7 protein-coding genes, 2 tRNA genes, 4 rRNA genes and 1 pseudogene are annotated in these 20748 nt (G+C 44.3%); 9 read left to right on the top strand and 5 right to left on the bottom strand.

The genetic code is table 11. The annotated features are described in order from the left end of the window. Positions 1–2: 2 nt before the first annotated feature. Complete coding sequence (locus JMW85_RS00295) at positions 3–1355, bottom strand: Na(+)-translocating NADH-quinone reductase subunit A (RefSeq protein ID WP_201580577.1); 1353 nt, start codon at positions 1353–1355, stop codon at positions 3–5. 1113 nt (positions 1356–2468) lie between these two features. On the opposite strand from JMW85_RS00295, the gene hisA reads away from it, so the two are divergent. From hisA to JMW85_RS00280, 3 genes are all read left to right on the top strand, one after another. Continuing rightward, positions 2469–3206, top strand: a complete 738-nt coding sequence (gene hisA, locus JMW85_RS00290) for a 1-(5-phosphoribosyl)-5-[(5-phosphoribosylamino)methylideneamino]imidazole-4-carboxamide isomerase (protein WP_201580576.1) — start codon at positions 2469–2471, stop codon at positions 3204–3206. Positions 3207–3269: 63 nt separating this feature from the next. After that, on the top strand, positions 3270–4907 hold the full coding sequence (locus tag JMW85_RS00285) for a mechanosensitive ion channel family protein (RefSeq protein WP_201580575.1): 1638 nt from the start codon (positions 3270–3272) through the stop codon (positions 4905–4907). An 83-nt stretch (positions 4908–4990) separates the two neighbouring features. Beyond that, positions 4991–5293: a hypothetical protein gene (locus tag JMW85_RS00280; RefSeq protein WP_201580574.1), complete on the top strand. Its 303-nt coding sequence runs from the start codon at positions 4991–4993 to the stop codon at positions 5291–5293. Positions 5294–5380: 87 nt separating this feature from the next. Here JMW85_RS00280 and rnr read toward each other — a convergent pair. The 4 genes and pseudogenes from rnr to thrS form a co-directional block, all read right to left on the bottom strand. After that, a pseudogene (gene rnr, locus JMW85_RS00275) lies at positions 5381–7667 on the bottom strand (ribonuclease R). Positions 7668–7808: 141 nt separating this feature from the next. Continuing rightward, a complete protein-coding gene (locus tag JMW85_RS00270; RefSeq protein ID WP_201580573.1) occupies positions 7809–9053 on the bottom strand; it encodes a toxic anion resistance protein in 1245 nt (414 codons plus the stop codon). Between the two features lie 321 nt (positions 9054–9374). After that, positions 9375–9878 carry a translation initiation factor IF-3 gene (infC, locus tag JMW85_RS00265; protein ID WP_045447656.1) on the bottom strand — a complete coding sequence of 168 codons (504 nt, stop codon included), beginning with the start codon at positions 9876–9878 and terminating at the stop codon, positions 9375–9377. Between the two features lie 23 nt (positions 9879–9901). Then, positions 9902–11836, bottom strand: coding sequence for a threonine--tRNA ligase (gene thrS / locus JMW85_RS00260; RefSeq protein WP_201580572.1), 1935 nt, complete (start codon positions 11834–11836; stop codon positions 9902–9904). A 1027-nt stretch (positions 11837–12863) separates the two neighbouring features. Between thrS and JMW85_RS00255 the strand changes: the two genes are divergently transcribed. From JMW85_RS00255 to JMW85_RS00230, 6 genes are all read left to right on the top strand, one after another. Then, a 16S ribosomal RNA gene (locus tag JMW85_RS00255) occupies positions 12864–14398 on the top strand. 75 nt (positions 14399–14473) lie between these two features. Next, positions 14474–14550 (top strand) — tRNA-Ile (locus tag JMW85_RS00250). Between the two features lie 9 nt (positions 14551–14559). Next, positions 14560–14635: transfer RNA gene (locus JMW85_RS00245), tRNA-Ala, on the top strand. 359 nt (positions 14636–14994) lie between these two features. After that, positions 14995–17856: ribosomal RNA gene (locus tag JMW85_RS00240) — 23S ribosomal RNA — on the top strand. Between the two features lie 191 nt (positions 17857–18047). Next, positions 18048–18162: ribosomal RNA gene (gene rrf / locus JMW85_RS00235) — 5S ribosomal RNA — on the top strand. Between the two features lie 1018 nt (positions 18163–19180). Further along, a 16S ribosomal RNA gene (locus JMW85_RS00230) occupies positions 19181–20718 on the top strand. Together the 16S, 23S and 5S rRNA genes with 2 tRNA genes alongside form the textbook arrangement of a ribosomal RNA operon. Positions 20719–20748 lie beyond the last annotated feature (30 nt).

The following is a 20748-nucleotide window of genomic DNA, read 5'->3' as shown; positions in this document are numbered from 1 at the left end:
GGTTAGCCCTCCAGCTCAATGCGCGTCAAGTTATCACGCAAAATATCACCGAATTCATATTTGCCAGGAGATACGAAGGTGCATAATGCTAAATCTTCTTCGTCCAATTCGAGCACGCCCAAATCTACGGCGCTAATCATGTCTTCGACAATTAATGCACGTAGTAACTGTGTCGGCAGATAATCTTGCGGCATGACCTCTTCATAAACCCCGATAGGTACCATCGCTCGCGGTGAACCATTACTCGTGGTCGTAAAGTTATATTTCTTATTACCAAAAAACTTAGAAATATAAATAGGCAGCTTAGAGAAGCGGTTGGTGCCGACACTTAGGAAATGGAACGCTGGACGTTCACGCCCTTCTGGCAGCACACTGATTTGATTATGAAAGCGACCAAGATAAGCCGTATTGCCAAACACTTTGCGACCTGACAATACCGAACCAGAAATAATACGGTTCTCGCCAGCCGCCAGCTGTCCTTTGGTCAGAGCAGCGATATCAGCACCGCGCTCAGTAGCCACCAAACGTGGCTTGGCGACTGCAGGGCCCGCCAAACTAATGATACGGCGCGTATATAAGCGACCGCTGGTGAACAGCTTACCAATCGCAATCACGTCTTGATAGCCAATCGTCCATACGGTCACGCCGCGCATGATTGGGTGCAAAAAGTGAATGTGCGTGCCAGCCAGACCAGCAGGATGCTTACCAGTAAAGCTATGATACTCAGTGACATTATTAGCCGCCGTTTTGGCAACTGGCGTCAATTGGGCATCACCATGATGGCAAACAAAGGTCTTGGGGCTGAGTGTCGATAAGACAGCAAGTCCGTCATTGAACGCTTGCAACTGATCGTTAATCAGCAGCATTGGGTCAAATGCTAATGGATTGGTATCCATAGCGGTGACAAAAATAGCATGAGGACGGGCACCGATTTCTGGCGCACGGCTATAAGGGCGCGTGCGAAACGCGGTCCATTCGCCAGAGGCAAGCAGTTGGGTTTCAACAACTTCAGCGTCTAGGTCAGCAAGTTGCTGGGAGTCATAGCGCTCGAAGTCTACTTCTTCACCGTTTGGGTCGACCGCAATCACAAGGCTCTCAAACACACGTCGTTCACCGCGTTTAATCGCGACGACTTTACCAGCAGCAGGGGCAGTATAGATAACGCCAACTCGTTTTTTGTCTTCAAAAACGGGCTGACCCTTTGCTACGATATCACCTTCTTTGACATTCATCGTGGGCTTCATGCCCACATAATCATAGCCAATAACGGCGACATGTGTCGGTTGGTGCTCAGATATCTCGCGGGATGATTCACCGGTGATGGGCAAATCCAAACCTTTTTTGATGGTAATCATAAGCGAAAACTTAGTCCATAGTCTAAAACGATACCAGACGTCCTGTTTGGTATATCGGTAGCATGAACATCTGCGTCATTCAATAAAGCCCCCACGTCTCTCTTCCTATAGTAGGATAGTGACAAAGGATCTCTAAAAATAACGCATGATCATAACTACTAGTAAGAGTATTAACGCTGACCTTAGACTCCTTAACAACACGTTAATGTCTTATTCGAATGACCAAAGTGGCGACTGGCTACCAAGGTGTATGTTAAAACCATCAAATCAAACGCAATCGTTCAAGCCTTTAGCGAAAATGATTGTGTAGACAATAGCTCTATCATACGTTTCATTGAAAATTAAAGCTTGCAACACCAGCGCAATTGACCACCCTTATTGGTTTGATATCTTGTTAATAGATACGCAATTAGATAAGAATGCAGCCAAAAGATGATCTATCGAAATAGATGATAAACTGGTTGACAGACAAATTAGCGAAGCCATTATTAAGTAGATTTCACTCACATCAATAAGCGGCTATACAGCTAGTAATGACTGTTCTAAAATAGTTAGCTAGTGATAGAGAGACGATAGAGACTATAAAAAAGAAAGAGGCGTCATTAGAGTTTAGTGCTGTAGAGTAGACTGTTTAGAGGCCACCAGTTGAAATTTCTAATATAACCCTTCTTAGCAATATGTCAGCCAACATCAAAAAGATGCACTTAGCTGCTGCTCGACTCATCCTGACCGCTATGCAACACTAAGCCATAAATGACTCAATAAAAAGCGCAGCGCATGGTTACTATCACATAGAAACAAATAAAAATTTACCTAGGATTATACGCTAAATTGACCTAAAATTGCCAGTCAGTAATTGAATTTATCTAATGTTGCCAGTGATTCAATGTATTAAAACTTATGGTTATGATTGACCGTTTTTTTATGGTCATTTCTATCTATCGAAGCGGCTTTTGGGTCTATCATGGATAGCTTTTGATTTGTCTATATATTAAGTCACTTTTGACTGATGTTTTTATGCGTGTTTAGAGGGTGTTGAACGTTCAATACACTCTGATTTTTAAATTTACTTTTCTAAATATATTTATTGTTGTGCTTTATAAGGAATGCTATATGTGTGCTGTGCCTGTCATTATCCCGGCTATTGATTTAAAAGATGGTAAATGTGTCCGCTTAAAACAAGGCCGTATGGAGGATGATACGGTTTTTTCTAATGATCCAGTGGCCATGGCAGCACGCTGGGTAGAGGAAGGTGCACGTCGACTGCATTTGGTTGATTTGAATGGGGCATTTGACGGCGTACCCGTTCATAGACAAGTGGTGAATGATATTACTAAAGCTTACCCGAATCTGCCTATTCAGTTGGGCGGCGGTGTGCGCAACATGAACACCATTGAGCAATATATTACGGCTGGTTTGACTTATATCATCATTGGTACAAAAGCGGTCGAAGATCCGGATTTTGTCGCAGAAGCTTGCCGCGAATTTCCGGGTCATATCATTGTAGGTATCGATGCTAAAGACGGCATGGTCGCCACTCATGGTTGGGCAAATGTGACGGATACCAAGGCGACCGAGCTTGCAAAGCGCTTTGCAGATGTCGGCGTATCGTCGATTGTCTACACCGATATCAACCGTGATGGCATGATGCAAGGCGTCAACGTTGAACAAACTGTCAATTTGGCACGTGAAGGCGGCTTGCCTGTGATTGCTTCAGGCGGCGTGACCAATATGAAAGATATCGAACTGCTGAAACCTTATGGCGATTGTATTGAAGGTATCATTACTGGTCGCGCAATCTATGAAGGCACGTTAAACTTAGGCGAGGCACAAGTTTATTTAGACAGTTAATGATTATTGAAAATTCAGTAAAGAAAGATGAGTACGAAAATCTATAAAAAGCAAAGGATGCTTATGAACACTGACTTTGACCGCTCAACGATGCGCGATTTTATAAAAGCGTGCGGTCAAATGCTGTTGTTACTAAGCATCCTTTTTGCCTTTCCAGTGTATGCGGTTGGTGAAGAGGTGACTGGTATAACCACTGCATTGGGGATAGATACAGCAGAAAACCCAGCAGCTGACAAACCTTTACTTGATGCGCCATCAGAAGAGGAAGCTTCAGCATCTCCAGTGGTCATACCTGAGCCAGCGCCACCACCCATAATCAGTGGTGAGAGCACCAATAATGCGCAAATCGAAACCACTCCTACTCCGCAAAAAGACAATGACATTCGTCAACGTATTCAGGGTATTTTTTCTGAAATAGAAGGTCTACAGGCTGTCAATGTCAGCGTTACGCAAGGTGTTGTCACCTTAACCGGAGAGACGCCGAACGAGAAAAAAGCGCAACAAGCCATTAATTTGACCAACCGTCTGACAGATGTGGTCACTGTCGAAGATCGGATTGATCGCACGCTTGATGTTCAAGACAATGTCACTACCGTTTATCAAGGTCTTAAAGCACAAGCCAAAAATCTAGTCAAAGCCCTGCCACTCCTATTGGTCGGCATTGTCCTATTTGCATTGGTGACATGGTTTGGTAGTTGGCTGTCTAATCGCAAAAAAATGTGGCAACGGCTCACGCCCAATCCGTTTGTCGCCGAATTGTTGTCACAAACCGTTAAAGTCATTTTTATTATTTTCGGTTTGATTCTTGCGCTGAGTTTGATAGGCGCCGAAACCATCTTAGGCACTTTGCTTGGCGGTGCAGGCGTTATCGGTATCGCCGTTGGTTTTGCGGTCAAAGACACTATTGAGAATTACATTGCCTCGCTCATGCTCAGTATTCGCCAACCATTTCGCGCACGTGATCATATTTTAATTAATAATCAAGAAGGGATTGTAGTACGGCTAACCTCACGTGCGACTATTCTGATGACTTTAGATGGTAACCAGTTGCGCATTCCCAATGCTGAAGTATTTAAAGCAACGATTTTAAATTACACCAAAAATCCAGAACGTCGATTTACCTTTGAGTTAGGTGTTGATGCCAATGATGATCCATTAGCGGCTATCAAGGTCGGACTGGATGCGATACATACATTAGCATTCGTTTTAGATGAACCAAAAGCAGTGGCTGTCATTACCAATGTTGGCGACTCTAATATCATTTTGGAATTTCAAATTTGGGTGGATCAATCAGACACGGATTTCTCAAAAGCACGCAGTATTGCCATTCGTGAGACCAAGCATGCGTTAGAAAATGAAGGCTTCAGCTTGCCTGAACCGATTTATCGTTTACGATTCAATAGTAACTTAGAAAAAGCGTTTGAGCATATGCAGGCTAACACTGATGGTGCTAAGTCAGACATGACGATTACGCCAATCATGCCCAAAGTGACTGATAAAAACCAGAATAAAGATAATAGCGTTGATGATAAGGACAAAAAACAAGCAAAGGCTCGTGCCAAATTGATTTTACAAGGTCGCAATGCTGATGAGGTGCTTAACGCTCGTCCTGACGACAAACTCATGGAAAAAGTCGAACAGGAAATTGCAGAAAGCTCTGACGAGACTGATTTACTGAATAATAATAGCCCGCAAGAATAATTTGTAAAAACCTGCTAAAAACTAGGCATAAAAAATGCAACGAAACGTATATCTGATTATCATTCAAATACGAGACATTTTTTATGCAAATGAAACACTTGATTATATTCGCCCTAGTGGGCATGGTTGCGTTACTAGGTTTCAACCTCATTAATGGCAATCAACGTGATAAAAATAGAGAGCTAGTCATAAGTGACGCAGGATCTGAGCAATCTCCCGATACAGCGTTACCAAATACGGATGATGTAGAAAGTGGCTCAGTAGATGTCGCAAGCCAGCCACTTGGCAAACAGCCTAAAGCCATTCTCGATAATGCTACCGCGAAAATAGATCAGGCTCAGGAAGCAGACAAGGAACTTCTAGACCAGATGAGTAATACGCAATAATGATTTAAGTAGTCGTTATAAAATACCACGCACAAAAAAGGCCAACGATGACGTTGGCCTTTTTATTATTTGAAGTGTTTGCTAACACTAGCTTTTCTTACTTGCGCCTTTACTACGGCTGCCAGTCTTTTTAGCGGGGCCTCTTCTATCAGTACTTTTCTTATCAGTGCCTTTCTTAGAAGGTGCGCTCTTCGTTTGATTCATTTCACTAGATTGCAATTTGGCTTTTAAATCAAAGTCAATTTGTAGCAGATCCATATTGACGCCAGCAACTTTCACTTTAACGCGATCACCCAGTCCGAATAATGTCCCTTTGTCTTTACCGATCAGCTGTTGTTGCTGTTCATCGTAAACAAAGAAGTCATCACCGACATTAGAGATGTGAACCAAACCATCGATATATAGGTCAGTCAAGGTAACAAACAAACCGAAGCTTGTGACTGTAGTGACCACACCTTCGAACTCTTCACCAACATGATCTTTCATATAGTGACACTTGAGCCAAGACTCTACATAGCGTGAGGCTTTTTCGGCACGGCGCTCAGTATCTGAGGTTTGCGTGCCAGCCGCTTCAAGAGAAAAGTCCATTACGGGCTGCTGAGTATTGGTCACTTTTGCTTTGATGGCACGATGCAGCATCAAATCAGGGTAACGACGAATCGGCGAGGTGAAGTGGCTATATTCGTCATAAGCTAAGCCAAAGTGACCGATATTGTCAGGTGCATAGTTTGCTTGCATCATTGAGCGCAACAGCATGCTGTGGATACTAATTGCATCGGGTCTGTCTTTGGTGGCTTCAATAATGCGCTGATAATCGGCTTGCGTTGGATTTTCTTCTGGGAAGCTTAAACCAAAGTTCTTTGCGTATTCGTGAATACGCATTGATTTTTCGCCATCAGGTTTGTCATGGTTACGATATAAGACAGGAAGGTCATGCTTGAGTGCAAAGTTCGCTGCACAAGTATTGGCCAGCAGCATACATTCTTCAATGAGTTTTTGAGCATCACCGCGAGTACGCGGTAGGATTGCTTCGATACCACCTTTCTCATTGAACTTAATGTAGGTCTCAACTGTTTCAAACTCCATTGCATGGCGCTCTTCACGCTTTTTCAGCAGTAGCTCATACAATTGATGTAAGGTATCGACAGATTTTTTGACGTCTTTATTACCCGTTAGGTACGCTCTTATCTTCTGGGTTCTCAAGATAAGCATTCACTTGATTATATGTTAAACGTGCTTGTGAGTGCATGACAGCAGGATAGAACTCATAACCAGTCACTTTGCCTGCTCGTGATATTTTGATATCAGCTACCATACAAAGACGATCACGGTCAGGATTCAGTGAGCACAGACCATTAGAGAGCACTTCAGGCAACATTGGAATCACACGATGCGGGAAGTATACGGACGTACCGCGCTCGTAGGCATCTTTATCAAGTGGCGAGTTTGGTGTAACGTAATAACTGACATCCGCAATCGCAACTAAGACACGATAGTTGCCACCTGAGCGTTTTTCGGCGAATACGGCATCATCAAAATCACGTGCATCTTCACCATCGATAGTCACCAGTGGCAGATCACGCAAATCTTTACGACCTTTTAGATCTTTTTCAGTCGGTTCTTGATAATCGTTGGCTTGCTTCAGTGCTGCTTCGCTAAAATCTGATGGGATGTCATAATTGAGTAGGGGGGTTTCAATAATCAGTTCGCGATCATTGTCGTCAGACAGTACTTCAGTGATTTTTCCCGTCGCAAATTCATGCTGATTTGGCCAATCAATAACATCAACCTTAACAGGAGATCCTTGCTTGGCATTCATCGCTTGTACATTTTCTTCAGTGACGGTAATCGGCTGGTGATTATTTGGACTACCAAGCTCGACACAGTAGCCATCTTCATCACGCGCTAATGTACCAATGAAGTTGTTTTGGCGACGTTCAACGACATCGACGATACGTCCTTCTGTGCGCCCGCGATTGTCTGTCGATGTACCGACTGCATCTACAGTGTCACCGTTGAAAACCCAGCGCATTTGCTTTTCATGCAAAAACAAATCTGGCATATCGCTTAATAATACAAAGCCAAAGCCTTTAGGATGTGCAGACACTGTACCTCTGACGACATCTTGCTTGGTCACCGTGCGATAGCGATAAGGACGACCGTCGCGGTTTACTTGTCCATCACGTGCCATCGCTTTTAGACGATTGCCTAAAGCGTCAAACTGGTCTGGGTCATCAATATTAAAGGCTTTTGCCAATTGTTGATGCGTGACTTCACCATGCTCATTAATCGTACTGAGTATCAGTTCGCGACTAGGGATAGGATTGTCATATCTTTTTGCCTCACTTGAGGCGTTTGGATCGTTCCAACTCATAAATTACCGTATCTATTTTTAAAATTATTAATAATGACTATCTTAACACGAACGACGTTGCAATATCTTGCGTCAATTGTCTTAAGTGTATTTGGTAGCAGGAAGTGGCCACCTTTAATAGGCAACAACTATTAAAACGAATCAAATGTCGATATCGACTGTACTTGATTTATTGGTTATCTTTTTACTGTCTATCTCTTTCGACACTTCTAATACTGTTGTTTGGTTAGACTTATCCAAGTATTTCTGAGCCTTATCGACTTCAGTAGTCAAAGTATTGACTGTTTGTTTCATGTTCTCTAGCGCTTCAATTTTATAATTGCTAATCATATCCATCGTATCATAGACGTTATTGAAAGCGTTTTGCAATTTATCAAGCTCAATGCTGCTACTGGTCGCTTGCTCATGGATTTCACCTGACTGACGTTTTAGCATCGCTGAGGTCGATTCAATCAAGCTGCTGGTGGTTTTATTTAAAGCAGTAATTTGATCAAGTACCAGTTTTTGATTGGTCATCGCTTGTGCAACCACGACCGCTGTACGTAGTGCAGATACGGTGGTTGTGGTGGCTCGATCAACGCCTTTTATCAATTCTAAATTATTGCGGCGAATGGTATCGAGCGCTAAATAGCCTTGCACGTTCACGGCTAATTGGGTTAAAAAGTCGGTGTTTTTTTGACGCACATAAAACAACATCTCTTCTTTAATAATGCGTGCTTTTTCGGGATCGGTCGCTTCTATCGCATAAACCTTTTGTTCTAACTGCTCATCGATTTTTTTGCCGACATAAACGTATTGACGTATGGATTGCATCAGCTCCCACATATTGACTTTTTCTTGCTCAATCATCGCATTGTCTTTGAGCAGCTCATCCTTACCATTATATAGACTGGTAACAACCGCATTGATATGCGACTGTGCCGATTCATATTGACGGAAGTAATCCTGTACTTTATTGCCAAATGGAATGAGACCGAATAATTTACGTGAGCTGGTCAGCTCTTTTTTACTGGGATCTAAATCTTCGACGATACCGCGCAACTCAGTCAATGACTTGGCGATAGGAGAATTATCAAACAAGCTGTCATTGAGGCTTTTGGCGGGTAAATCCAGCATACGATTAGACACTTGGGCTGATTCACGAATCTCTTTGGTACCGAGATTATGAATCGATTGCACATTTTGCTGAAATTCAGCACTGTGCACAGAATTATTAATCACATGCTCAACAAAGGCATCGACCTTGGCATCAAGTTCTGGGATTTGGCTGTCATCCAATTTGACCATCTGATCTGCTTCGCTTTTTTGTATTTCTCTCACAGGTTCAGGCGCGGTTAGAGAAATACTTGGCGTCGTTGCATTTTCTGGTGGGGTCAATTCTTGCATGAAATTTCCTTCAATATTGGATAAAAGTAGTGTTTTTGTCAACGACTCTGATGGTCGTGATATACGTTATTTTTATACACTTACTAGAAATTTTTAATAAATACTGATTAGCAAATATAAAACAGACCTTTAGATTACCGCGTAATCAAATGGTTGAGAAGGTAGGTTTTGTAAAATAGAGTCAGCCAATTATATCTGACTAAACATATTTAAAAGAGATATGTATCTATGCACAAAATAAAAAACCATCAATATCCCGCAGTATATTGATGGTTAAGGTTATACATATCTATATTGACTAACAGCCATCTAATAAACAGATTACTTTTTCTTAGTTGGCCCAAGCAGCATACCCATCTGACGACCTTCCATCTTAGGATATTGCTCAACGTTAGCAATCTCAGCAGTATCTTCGATAATACGATCTAGCTGCTTGCGACCAATCTCTTGGTGCGCCATTTCACGGCCACGAAAGCGAATACTGATTTTAACTTTGTCTTGGTCTTCCAAAAAGCTGACGATTTTTTTCAGTTTAACCTGATAATCAGCTTCTTCAGTACTAGGACGCAGCTTCATCTCTTTTAGCTGAGTTTGCTTTTGGTTCTTTTTAGCTTCTTTCGCTTTTTGCTTTTGATCATAGAGGAAATGCTTATAATCCATGATTTTGCATACTGGCGGTTTGGCTTCAGGAACCAATTCGACCAAATCTAGACTGTCCTCACGTGCCGCTTTCATCGCGGTTTCGATATCGACCACGCCCATCTGTTCGCCGTCTTCTTTAACGAGACGGACTTCTTTGGCTGTGATATCTTCGTTGATGTTCAAACGGTTTGACTGTTTAATAGGTATTACTCCTCATCTGTTTTTGGGGTCTGTCGGCCTTTGTTGCTGACAGCGGTCTGTACTAATGTAATAAATTCTGGAACACTCATCACGCCAAGGTTTTCACCTTCGCGAGTACGGACATTGACACTGCCCGATTCGACTTCTTTATCCCCTAATACTAGCATATAGGGAACGCGTTCTAATGTTTTCTCTCGTATCTTAAATCCAATCTTTTCGTTACGCAAGTCACTAATAGCTCGCAAACCTGACTTTTTGAGTTCGCTGACCACATTTTCACAAGCATCTGCCTGTTTATCAGTGATATTCATCACCACCACTTGCTGCGGTGCTAGCCAAACGGGCATCCAACCAGCGTAGTTTTCAATCAAAATACCAATGAAGCGCTCGAATGAACCTAAGATGGCACGGTGCAACATAATAGGTACTTCGCGCTCGTTTTGCTCATTGACGAATTCGGCATCAAGGCGCTCAGGCATGTTTGGGTCAACCTGAATCGTACCGCACTGCCAGACGCGACCTAAAGAATCTTTTAAACTAAATTCAATCTTCGGACCATAAAATGCGCCTTCACCGGGCAGATAAGCCCAATCTAATCCTGAGCTATCTAATGCATCGGCTAAAGCTTTTTCGGCAAAATCCCAAGATTCATCGCTACCGACCCGTTTTTCAGGGCGAGTCGAGAGTTTCATAATGATATTATCAAAACCAAAGTCTTCATAAACGGCAAGGGTTAGCTTGATAAAGTCAGCGACTTCTTGCTGGATTTGCGACTGTGTGCAGAAGATATGAGCATCATCTTGTGTAAAGCCGCGTACACGCATCAAACCATGTAGCGAACCTGATGGCTCGTTTCGATGGCATGAGCCAAACTCAGCCATACGTAGTGGTAAGTCACGGTAAGATTTCAAGCCTTGGTTAAAGACTTGCACGTGACACGGGCAGTTCATCGGTTTTACCGCATAATCACGATTTTCGCTGGCAGTCGTGAACATGTTAGTCGCATAGTTACCCCAATGTCCCGAACGCTCCCACAAACTACGATCGACGATTTGCGGTGTCTTGATTTCTTCATAACCGTTATCGTGCTGTACTTTACGCATATACTGCTCAAGTACTTGATATATCGTCCAACCATTCGCATGCCAAAACACCATACCTGGCGCTTGCTCTTGCATATGGAACAGATTTAACGCTTTACCAATTTTACGATGGTCACGTTTTTCAGCTTCTTCGATACGCTGAATATAGGCTTTTAAATCTTTTTTATCCGCCCATGCTGTACCATAGATACGTTGCAGTTGCTCGTTCTTGGCATCACCGCGCCAATATGCACCAGACATTTTGGTCAGTTTGAATACTTTTAAAAATCTGGTGTTCGGCACGTGTGGACCACGGCACATATCGACATATTCTTGATGATGATATAAGCCAAACGCTTCTTCGCCTGGCATATCATTAATCAGCTTAAGCTTATAGTCTTCACCACGTTCTTCAAAGATTTTGATGACTTCATCGCGTGGCGTTATTTTTTTGATAACGTCATAATCTTGCTTGATGAGCTCCATCATGCGTTTTTCAATGGCTGCCATATGCTCTGGTGTAAACGGTGTTTCGCTATAAATGTCATAATAAAAACCATCATCGATAACGGGACCAATCACCATTTTTACATCAGGATATAACTGCTTAACAGCATGACCTAATAGGTGAGCACAAGAATGGCGAATGATATCGACACCGTCATCATCTTTTGGTGTCACGATTTCAACCTTAGCATCATGAGCGATAGGGTCGTGCGCATCAACTAGATGACCATCTACACGTCCGGCGACCGTTGCTTTAGCCAATCCTGCACCAATGCTTTGTGCCACTTCCATGACGGTGGTACTACCTTCGAAGTTTTTTACGCTACCATCGGGTAAAGTAATCGCTACCATAATCTATTCACCTTTTTGCGTCCGTTGGCAGTGATGATTGCAACCATCAATCATATAACCGCAAGACTGCGTCAATTATATCCAACTGCTATGATATGTTATAAGAGATAGATATCACTTAAAGGCAAAATTTCAAACAATCAACCGTTGAACAATCAAGGCTAATAAGAAATGCCATTAAGCAATATTATAAAGTCAGCTATTATAGCAAAAAACTGTGTATCAACACTAGATAGTAAGGGATTAGGTCGGCTTCTATATATAGATGCTATCTATACGAATATCAAGACGTGTAAATCATAGTTAGCTAAGGACACAGCGAAGGCAATTATCAATAAGCAGATAAATATGCCAAAAAGTCAGTATGGAGCCTCAAGATTTTAGCTTAAAGTAAGTTCTTAATGGCAACGCTATAGATGACAATTAATGAATATCGATAGATACTGTTTAAAGCTGAGTTATTATTTAAGCGAATCAAACAAAAACTTCCTCTAACCCATTGAAAACTATGCATTATTAAAAGTCTTATCAAATAAACCTAAAAACCTCTAATAAAGCGGTTGACACCCCTGTCAGAATCTATATAATACGCCCCACAGCAAAGGAAGCTAAGCAGTAAGTTAACCAACTTATTACTTAGATTACCAAGCTAAGACAAAACATAAAAAAGCTTGACAATTCAAATCATTATGATAAGATAGTCGGCTCGCTAGATAGCTTGACCTGAAAGGGATTAAGGCTAAACAGCAAGAGAAATACCCTATATATCAGTTACTGGACGACAGTGATTGAGCACTATTTAAAAGCATAACTAAAGAACAACTTGTGTGGATTTTTGCTGATTCAGAATGCTAAAAAATAAAGTTGGTTTTAACTCCTTTTCGGAGTTCATTCTAACTATAAAAATTATCATTTAAGACAGCAGAAAAACTCAAAGTTAATTCATTACGAACATAATTTTTAGCGATTTTGCCAGATTAGATGAGCCAAGTTTAGAAGCTTCTTTAAAGAGCTTCATAGCAAGATTAAACTGAAGAGTTTGATCATGGCTCAGATTGAACGCTGGCGGCAGGCTTAACACATGCAAGTCGAGCGGTAACATTTCTAGCTTGCTAGAAGATGACGAGCGGCGGACGGGTGAGTAATACTTAGGAATCTACCTAGTAGTGGGGGATAGCACGGGGAAACTCGTATTAATACCGCATACGACCTACGGGAGAAAGGGGGCTTTACTGCTCTCGCTATTAGATGAGCCTAAGTCGGATTAGCTAGATGGTGGGGTAAAGGCCTACCATGGCGACGATCTGTAGCTGGTCTGAGAGGATGATCAGCCACACCGGGACTGAGACACGGCCCGGACTCCTACGGGAGGCAGCAGTGGGGAATATTGGACAATGGGGGAAACCCTGATCCAGCCATGCCGCGTGTGTGAAGAAGGCCTTTTGGTTGTAAAGCACTTTAAGCAGTGAAGAAGACTCCATGGTTAATACCCATGGACGATGACATTAGCTGCAGAATAAGCACCGGCTAACTCTGTGCCAGCAGCCGCGGTAATACAGAGGGTGCAAGCGTTAATCGGAATTACTGGGCGTAAAGGGAGCGTAGGTGGCTCTATAAGTCAGATGTGAAATCCCCGGGCTTAACCTGGGAACTGCATCTGAAACTGTAGAGCTAGAGTATGTGAGAGGAAGGTAGAATTCCAGGTGTAGCGGTGAAATGCGTAGAGATCTGGAGGAATACCGATGGCGAAGGCAGCCTTCTGGCATAATACTGACACTGAGGCTCGAAAGCGTGGGTAGCAAACAGGATTAGATACCCTGGTAGTCCACGCCGTAAACGATGTCTACTAGTCGTTGGGTCCCTTGAGGACTTAGTGACGCAGCTAACGCAATAAGTAGACCGCCTGGGGAGTACGGCCGCAAGGTTAAAACTCAAATGAATTGACGGGGCCCGCACAAGCGGTGGAGCATGTGGTTTAATTCGATGCAACGCGAAGAACCTTACCTGGTCTTGACATATCTAGAATCCTGCAGAGATGCGGGAGTGCCTTCGGGAATTAGAATACAGGTGCTGCATGGCTGTCGTCAGCTCGTGTCGTGAGATGTTGGGTTAAGTCCCGCAACGAGCGCAACCCTTGTCCTTAGTTACCAGCGGGTTAAGCCGGGAACTCTAAGGATACTGCCAGTGACAAACTGGAGGAAGGCGGGGACGACGTCAAGTCATCATGGCCCTTACGACCAGGGCTACACACGTGCTACAATGGTAGGTACAGAGGGCAGCTACACAGCGATGTGATGCGAATCTCAAAAAGCCTATCGTAGTCCAGATTGGAGTCTGCAACTCGACTCCATGAAGTAGGAATCGCTAGTAATCGCGGATCAGAATGCCGCGGTGAATACGTTCCCGGGCCTTGTACACACCGCCCGTCACACCATGGGAGTTGATTGCACCAGAAGTGGATAGCTTAACCTTCGGGGAGCGTTCACCACGGTGTGGTTGATGACTGGGGTGAAGTCGTAACAAGGTAGCCGTAGGGGAACCTGCGGCTGGATCACCTCCTTATAGATGGCATTCGGTCAGCAAGAATTCACAACAAGTTGTTCTTTAGTTTAAGCTTACGTTTTAACAAGCGTAATTGGGTCTGTAGCTCAGCTGGTTAGAGCACCGTGTTGATAACGCGGGGGTCAGTGGTTCAAGTCCACTTAGACCCACCATTTTATAATGGGGCCATAGCTCAGTTGGTAGAGCGCCTGCCTTGCACGCAGGAGGTCAACGGTTCGACTCCGTTTGGCTCCACCACTATAGACGAATAAGCTTTAAGTGCTAATAGTATAAATAGAAACAAGTGATTTATCTTTGAATAAAGACACGATTACTTCTTTCTGTTTTATACAGAATCTGTGACTCGACGAGAGCATAGAGACTATTTAAAAACATAGATATGAGTCTGGGTTAGGAGGGGCGTGTTCACGCGCACCTCTTAACCTTAATCACTCACCTCTTAACGACATCAGTTGTTATCCCAGGGGTAAGTGATTAAAAAAGTAAAGAGAACTGAATCAAGCGTATAAACATAGGTGATATCGTTATCATAATTAGACTTTATAACACTTAGAAGTTAAGACTTATTTATAAGTCAAGACTACTTGGGGTTGTATGGTCAAGTAATGAAGCGCACATGGTGGATGCCTTGGCAGTCAGAGGCGATGAAAGACGTGACAGCCTGCGATAAGCTTCGGGAGGCGGCAATATCCTGTGATCCGGAGATTTCTGAATGGGGGAAACCCACCTACCATAAGGTAGGTATCTTGTACTTGTACAAGAAGCGAACGAGGGGAAGTGAAACATCTCAGTACCCTTAGGAATAGACATCAAATGAGATTCCCTAGTAGCGGCGAGCGAACGGGGAGAAGCCGATTAATGCTAATGTAGAAGAACAGCGTGGGAAAGCTGACCGTAGTAGGTGATAGTCCTGTATTCGAAACATTAGCGTTAACATATTAAGTAGAGCGGGGCACGAGAAATCCTGTTTGAAGATGGGGGGACCATCCTCCAAGGCTAAATACTCCTGACTGACCGATAGTGAACCAGTACCGTGAGGGAAAGGCGAAAAGAACCCCTGTGAGGGGAGTGAAATAGAACCTGAAACCGTGTGCGTACAAGCAGTGGGAGCCTTAATTTATTAGGGTGACCGCGTACCTTTTGTATAATGGGTCAGCGACTTATATTCTGTAGCAAGGTTAACCGTTTAGGGGAGCCGTAGGGAAACCGAGTCTTAATAGGGCGTTTAGTTGCAGGGTATAGACCCGAAACCGAGTGATCTATCCATGAGCAGGTTGAAAGTGCCGTAACAGGCACCGGAGGACCGAACCCACTGTCGTTGAAAAGCCAGGGGATGACTTGTGGATAGGGGTGAAAGGCTAATCAAACTCGGTGATAGCTGGTTCTCCCCGAAAGCTATTTAGGTAGCGCCTCGGACGAACACCATTGGGGGTAGAGCACTGTTTCGGCTAGGGGGTCATACCGACTTACCAAACCGATGCAAACTCCGAATACCGATGAGTGATATCCGGGAGACACACAGTGGGTGCTAACGTCCATTGTGGAGAGGGAAACAACCCAGACCGCCAGCTAAGGCCCCAAATTCCTAGTTAAGTGGGAAACGAGGTGGGAAGGCATAGACAGCTAGGAGGTTGGCTTAGAAGCAGCCATCCTTTAAAGAAAGCGTAATAGCTCACTAGTCGAGTCGGCCCGCGCGGAAGATGTAACGGGGCTCAAACTAGGAGCCGAAGCTGCGGATTTGAATTTGTTTTCAAGTGGTAGGGGAGCGTTGTGTAAGCCTGTGAAGGTGTGTCGTAAGGCATGCTGGAGGTATCACAAGAGCGAATGCTGACGTGAGTAACGATAATGCGAGTGAAAAGCTCGCACGCCGGAAGATCAAGGGTTCCAGTCCAACGTTAATCGGGGCTGGGTGAGTCGACCCCTAAGGCGAGGCCGAAAGGCGTAGTCGATGGGAAATCGGTTAATATTCCGATACTTGTTTATAATGCGATGGAGGGACGGAGAAGGTTATGTCAGCCTGGCGTTGGTTGTCCAGGTGAAAGGATGTAGGCTTGTGGCTTAGGTAAATCCGGGCTACAACATGGCTGAGATCTGATAGCAAGCTGTACTTGTACAGTGAAGTGGCAAATACCATGCTTCCCAGGAAAAGCTTCTAAGCAATAGTTATAAACGAATCGTACCCTAAACCGACACAGGTGATCAGGTAGAGAATACCAAGGCGCTTGAGAGAACTCTGCTGAAGGAACTAGGCAAAATGGTACCGTAACTTCGGGAGAAGGTACGCTGCTGATGGTGATAGGACACGCTCCTTGAGCTGTTGGCAGTCGCAGATACCAGGCTGCTGCAACTGTTTATTAAAAACACAGCACTCTGCAAACACGAAAGTGGACGTATAGGGTGTGATGTCTGCCCGGTGCTGGAAGGTTAATTGATGGGGTTAGCGTAAGCGAAGCTCTTGATCGAAGCCCCAGTAAACGGCGGCCGTAACTATAACGGTCCTAAGGTAGCGAAATTCCTTGTCGGGTAAGTTCCGACCTGCACGAATGACATAATGATGGCAGCGCTGTCTCCAGCAGAGACTCAGTGAAATCGAAATCGCAGTGAAGATGCTGTGTACCCGCGGCTAGACGGAAAGACCCCGTGAACCTTTACTACAGCTTTACATTGAACTTTGACCTGACTTGTGCAGGATAGGTGGGAGGCTTTGAAGCCGAGACGCTAGTCTCGGTGGAGCCAATCTTGAAATACCACCCTGGTCATGTTGGGGTTCTAACTCAGGTATAACAATACCGAGGACAATGTATGGTGGGTAGTTTGACTGGGGCGGTCTCCTCCTAAAGAGTAACGGAGGAGTACGAAGGTGCGCTCAGACCGGTCGGAAATCGGTCGTAGAGTATAAAGGCAAAAGCGCGCTTAACTGCGAGACCCACAAGTCGAGCAGGTACGAAAGTAGGTCTTAGTGATCCGGTGGTTCTGTATGGAAGGGCCATCGCTCAACGGATAAAAGGTACTCTGGGGATAACAGGCTGATACCGCCCAAGAGTTCATATCGACGGCGGTGTTTGGCACCTCGATGTCGGCTCATCTCATCCTAGGGCTGAAGCAGGTCCTAAGGGTATGGCTGTTCGCCATTTAAAGAGGTACGCGAGCTGGGTTTAGAACGTCGTGAGACAGTTCGGTCCCTATCTACCGTGGGCGTTGGAAATTTGAGAGGATCTGCTCCTAGTACGAGAGGACCAGAGTGGACGAACCTCTGGTGTTCGGGTTGTCACGCCAGTGGCATTGCCCGGTAGCTACGTTCGGATGGGATAACCGCTGAAAGCATCTAAGCGGGAAGCCCACCTCAAGATTAGATTTCCCTAAAGAGCCGTTGAAGACTACGACGTTGATAGGCAGGGTGTGGAAGTGCAGCGATGCATGTAGCTAACCTGTACTAATTGCTCGTTTGGCTTGACCATACAACACCCAAGTGGTTTGTATGAAAGCTCTAATTAATCTATCTTGTATAAGCGAAAGCTTATAGAATAAAAGAAAGAATATTTCGATATCACCTTTAACCTTGATTCAGTTAGGTTGCAAGTTGATCGACCATAAACTAAACACTTATAGTCAAACAATAAAAATAACAGACTCATATCTAACCCCCTTTGCTGACGACAATAGCATGATGGCACCACCTGATCCCTTCCCGAACTCAGAAGTGAAACATCATTGCGCCAATGGTAGTGTGGGTTCGCCCATGTGAGAGTAGGTCATCGTCAGCTCTCTATCCTGATCATCCCCCGACTAGTTATCTAGGCGGGGGATTTTCTTTGCCTAAGAAAAAGTGCCAATGCGGATTTGAGAAAATCAGCTAGATCTCAAGTTTCTTGATAGATAATTTAGAGACTAGAGACTAGAGACTAGAGACTAGAGACTAGAGACTAGAGACTAGAGACTAGAGACTAGAGACTAGAGACTAGAGACTAGAGACTAGAGACTAGAGACTAGAGACTAGAGACTAGAGACTAGAGACTAGAGACTAGAGACTAGAGACTAGAGACTAGAGACTAGAGACTAGAGACTGATTTGAACCCGTTTTCTGACGATCATTACCCTATCAGCTGGTTAAATAAGCCTTATTCTAGAATAATTAAATGAATAGTTAGCTTCAAATAAGCAATTAACCCATCTAATGTCAGCTTAATATAACATCTACAAGTGTTTTCAGCGTTAAAACCTAAGTACATCGAATCCCTATTTTCCTCTAACCCATTGAAAACTATGCATTATTAAAAGTCTTATCAAATAAACCTAAAAACCTCTAATAAAGCGGTTGACACCCCTGTCAGAATCTATATAATACGCCCCACAGCAAAGGAAGCTAAGCAGTAAGTTAACCAACTTATTACTTAGATTACCAAGCTAAGACAAAACATAAAAAAGCTTGACAATTCAAATCATTATGATAAGATAGTCGGCTCGCTAGATAGCTTGACCTGAAAGGGATTAAGGCTAAACAGCAAGAGAAATACCCTATATATCAGTTACTGGACGACAGTGATTGAGCACTATTTAAAAGCATAACTAAAGAACAACTTGTGTGGATTTTTGCTGATTCAGAATGCTAAAAAATAAAGTTGGTTTTAACTCCTTTTCGGAGTTCATTCTAACTATAAAAATTATCATTTAAGACAGCAGAAAAACTCAAAGTTAATTCATTACGAACATAATTTTTAGCGATTTTGCCAGATTAGATGAGCCAAGTTTAGAAGCTTCTTTAAAGAGCTTCATAGCAAGATTAAACTGAAGAGTTTGATCATGGCTCAGATTGAACGCTGGCGGCAGGCTTAACACATGCAAGTCGAGCGGTAACATTTCTAGCTTGCTAGAAGATGACGAGCGGCGGACGGGTGAGTAATACTTAGGAATCTACCTAGTAGTGGGGGATAGCACGGGGAAACTCGTATTAATACCGCATACGACCTACGGGAGAAAGGGGGCAGTTTACTGCTCTCGCTATTAGATGAGCCTAAGTCGGATTAGCTAGATGGTGGGGTAAAGGCCTACCATGGCGACGATCTGTAGCTGGTCTGAGAGGATGATCAGCCACACCGGGACTGAGACACGGCCCGGACTCCTACGGGAGGCAGCAGTGGGGAATATTGGACAATGGGGGAAACCCTGATCCAGCCATGCCGCGTGTGTGAAGAAGGCCTTTTGGTTGTAAAGCACTTTAAGCAGTGAAGAAGACTCCATGGTTAATACCCATGGACGATGACATTAGCTGCAGAATAAGCACCGGCTAACTCTGTGCCAGCAGCCGCGGTAATACAGAGGGTGCAAGCGTTAATCGGAATTACTGGGCGTAAAGGGAGCGTAGGTGGCTCTATAAGTCAGATGTGAAATCCCCGGGCTTAACCTGGGAACTGCATCTGAAACTGTAGAGCTAGAGTATGTGAGAGGAAGGTAGAATTCCAGGTGTAGCGGTGAAATGCGTAGAGATCTGGAGGAATACCGATGGCGAAGGCAGCCTTCTGGCATAATACTGACACTGAGGCTCGAAAGCGTGGGTAGCAAACAGGATTAGATACCCTGGTAGTCCACGCCGTAAACGATGTCTACTAGTCGTTGGGTCCCTTGAGGACTTAGTGACGCAGCTAACGCAATAAGTAGACCGCCTGGGGAGTACGGCCGCAAGGTTAAAACTCAAATGAATTGACGGGGCCCGCACAAGCGGTGGAGCATGTGGTTTAATTCGATGCAACGCGAAGAACCTTACCTGGTCTTGACATATCTAGAATCCTGCAGAGATGCGGGAGTGCCTTCGGGAATTAGAATACAGGTGCTGCATGGCTGTCGTCAGCTCGTGTCGTGAGATGTTGGGTTAAGTCCCGCAACGAGCGCAACCCTTGTCCTTAGTTACCAGCGGGTTAAGCCGGGAACTCTAAGGATACTGCCAGTGACAAACTGGAGGAAGGCGGGGACGACGTCAAGTCATCATGGCCCTTACGACCAGGGCTACACACGTGCTACAATGGTAGGTACAGAGGGCAGCTACACAGCGATGTGATGCGAATCTCAAAAAGCCTATCGTAGTCCAGATTGGAGTCTGCAACTCGACTCCATGAAGTAGGAATCGCTAGTAATCGCGGATCAGAATGCCGCGGTGAATACGTTCCCGGGCCTTGTACACACCGCCCGTCACACCATGGGAGTTGATTGCACCAGAAGTGGATAGCTTAACCTTCGGGGGAGCGTTCACCACGGTGTGGTTGATGACTGGGGTGAAGTCGTAACAAGGTAGCCGTAGGGGAACCTGCGGCTGGATCACCTCCTTATAGATGGCATTCGGTCAGCAAGAATTCACA

Source organism: Psychrobacter glacincola (assembly GCF_904846075.1).
GTDB lineage: Bacteria > Pseudomonadota > Gammaproteobacteria > Pseudomonadales > Moraxellaceae > Psychrobacter > Psychrobacter glacincola_C.
This window is presented reverse-complemented; position numbering and strand designations above follow the sequence as displayed.

Excerpts from the sequence above, each read along its gene's own strand:
- JMW85_RS00270 (WP_201580573.1), bottom strand. The coding sequence starts at position 9,053 with ATGCAAGAATTGACCCCACCAGAAAATGCAACGACGCCAAGTATTTCT.
- JMW85_RS00285 (WP_201580575.1), top strand. The coding sequence starts at position 3,270 with ATGAACACTGACTTTGACCGCTCAACGATGCGCGATTTTATAAAAGCG.
- JMW85_RS00295 (WP_201580577.1), bottom strand. The coding sequence starts at position 1,355 with ATGATTACCATCAAAAAAGGTTTGGATTTGCCCATCACCGGTGAATCA.
- thrS (WP_201580572.1), bottom strand. The coding sequence starts at position 11,836 with ATGGTAGCGATTACTTTACCCGATGGTAGCGTAAAAAACTTCGAAGGT.
- hisA (WP_201580576.1), top strand. The coding sequence starts at position 2,469 with ATGTGTGCTGTGCCTGTCATTATCCCGGCTATTGATTTAAAAGATGGT.
- JMW85_RS00280 (WP_201580574.1), top strand. The coding sequence starts at position 4,991 with ATGCAAATGAAACACTTGATTATATTCGCCCTAGTGGGCATGGTTGCG.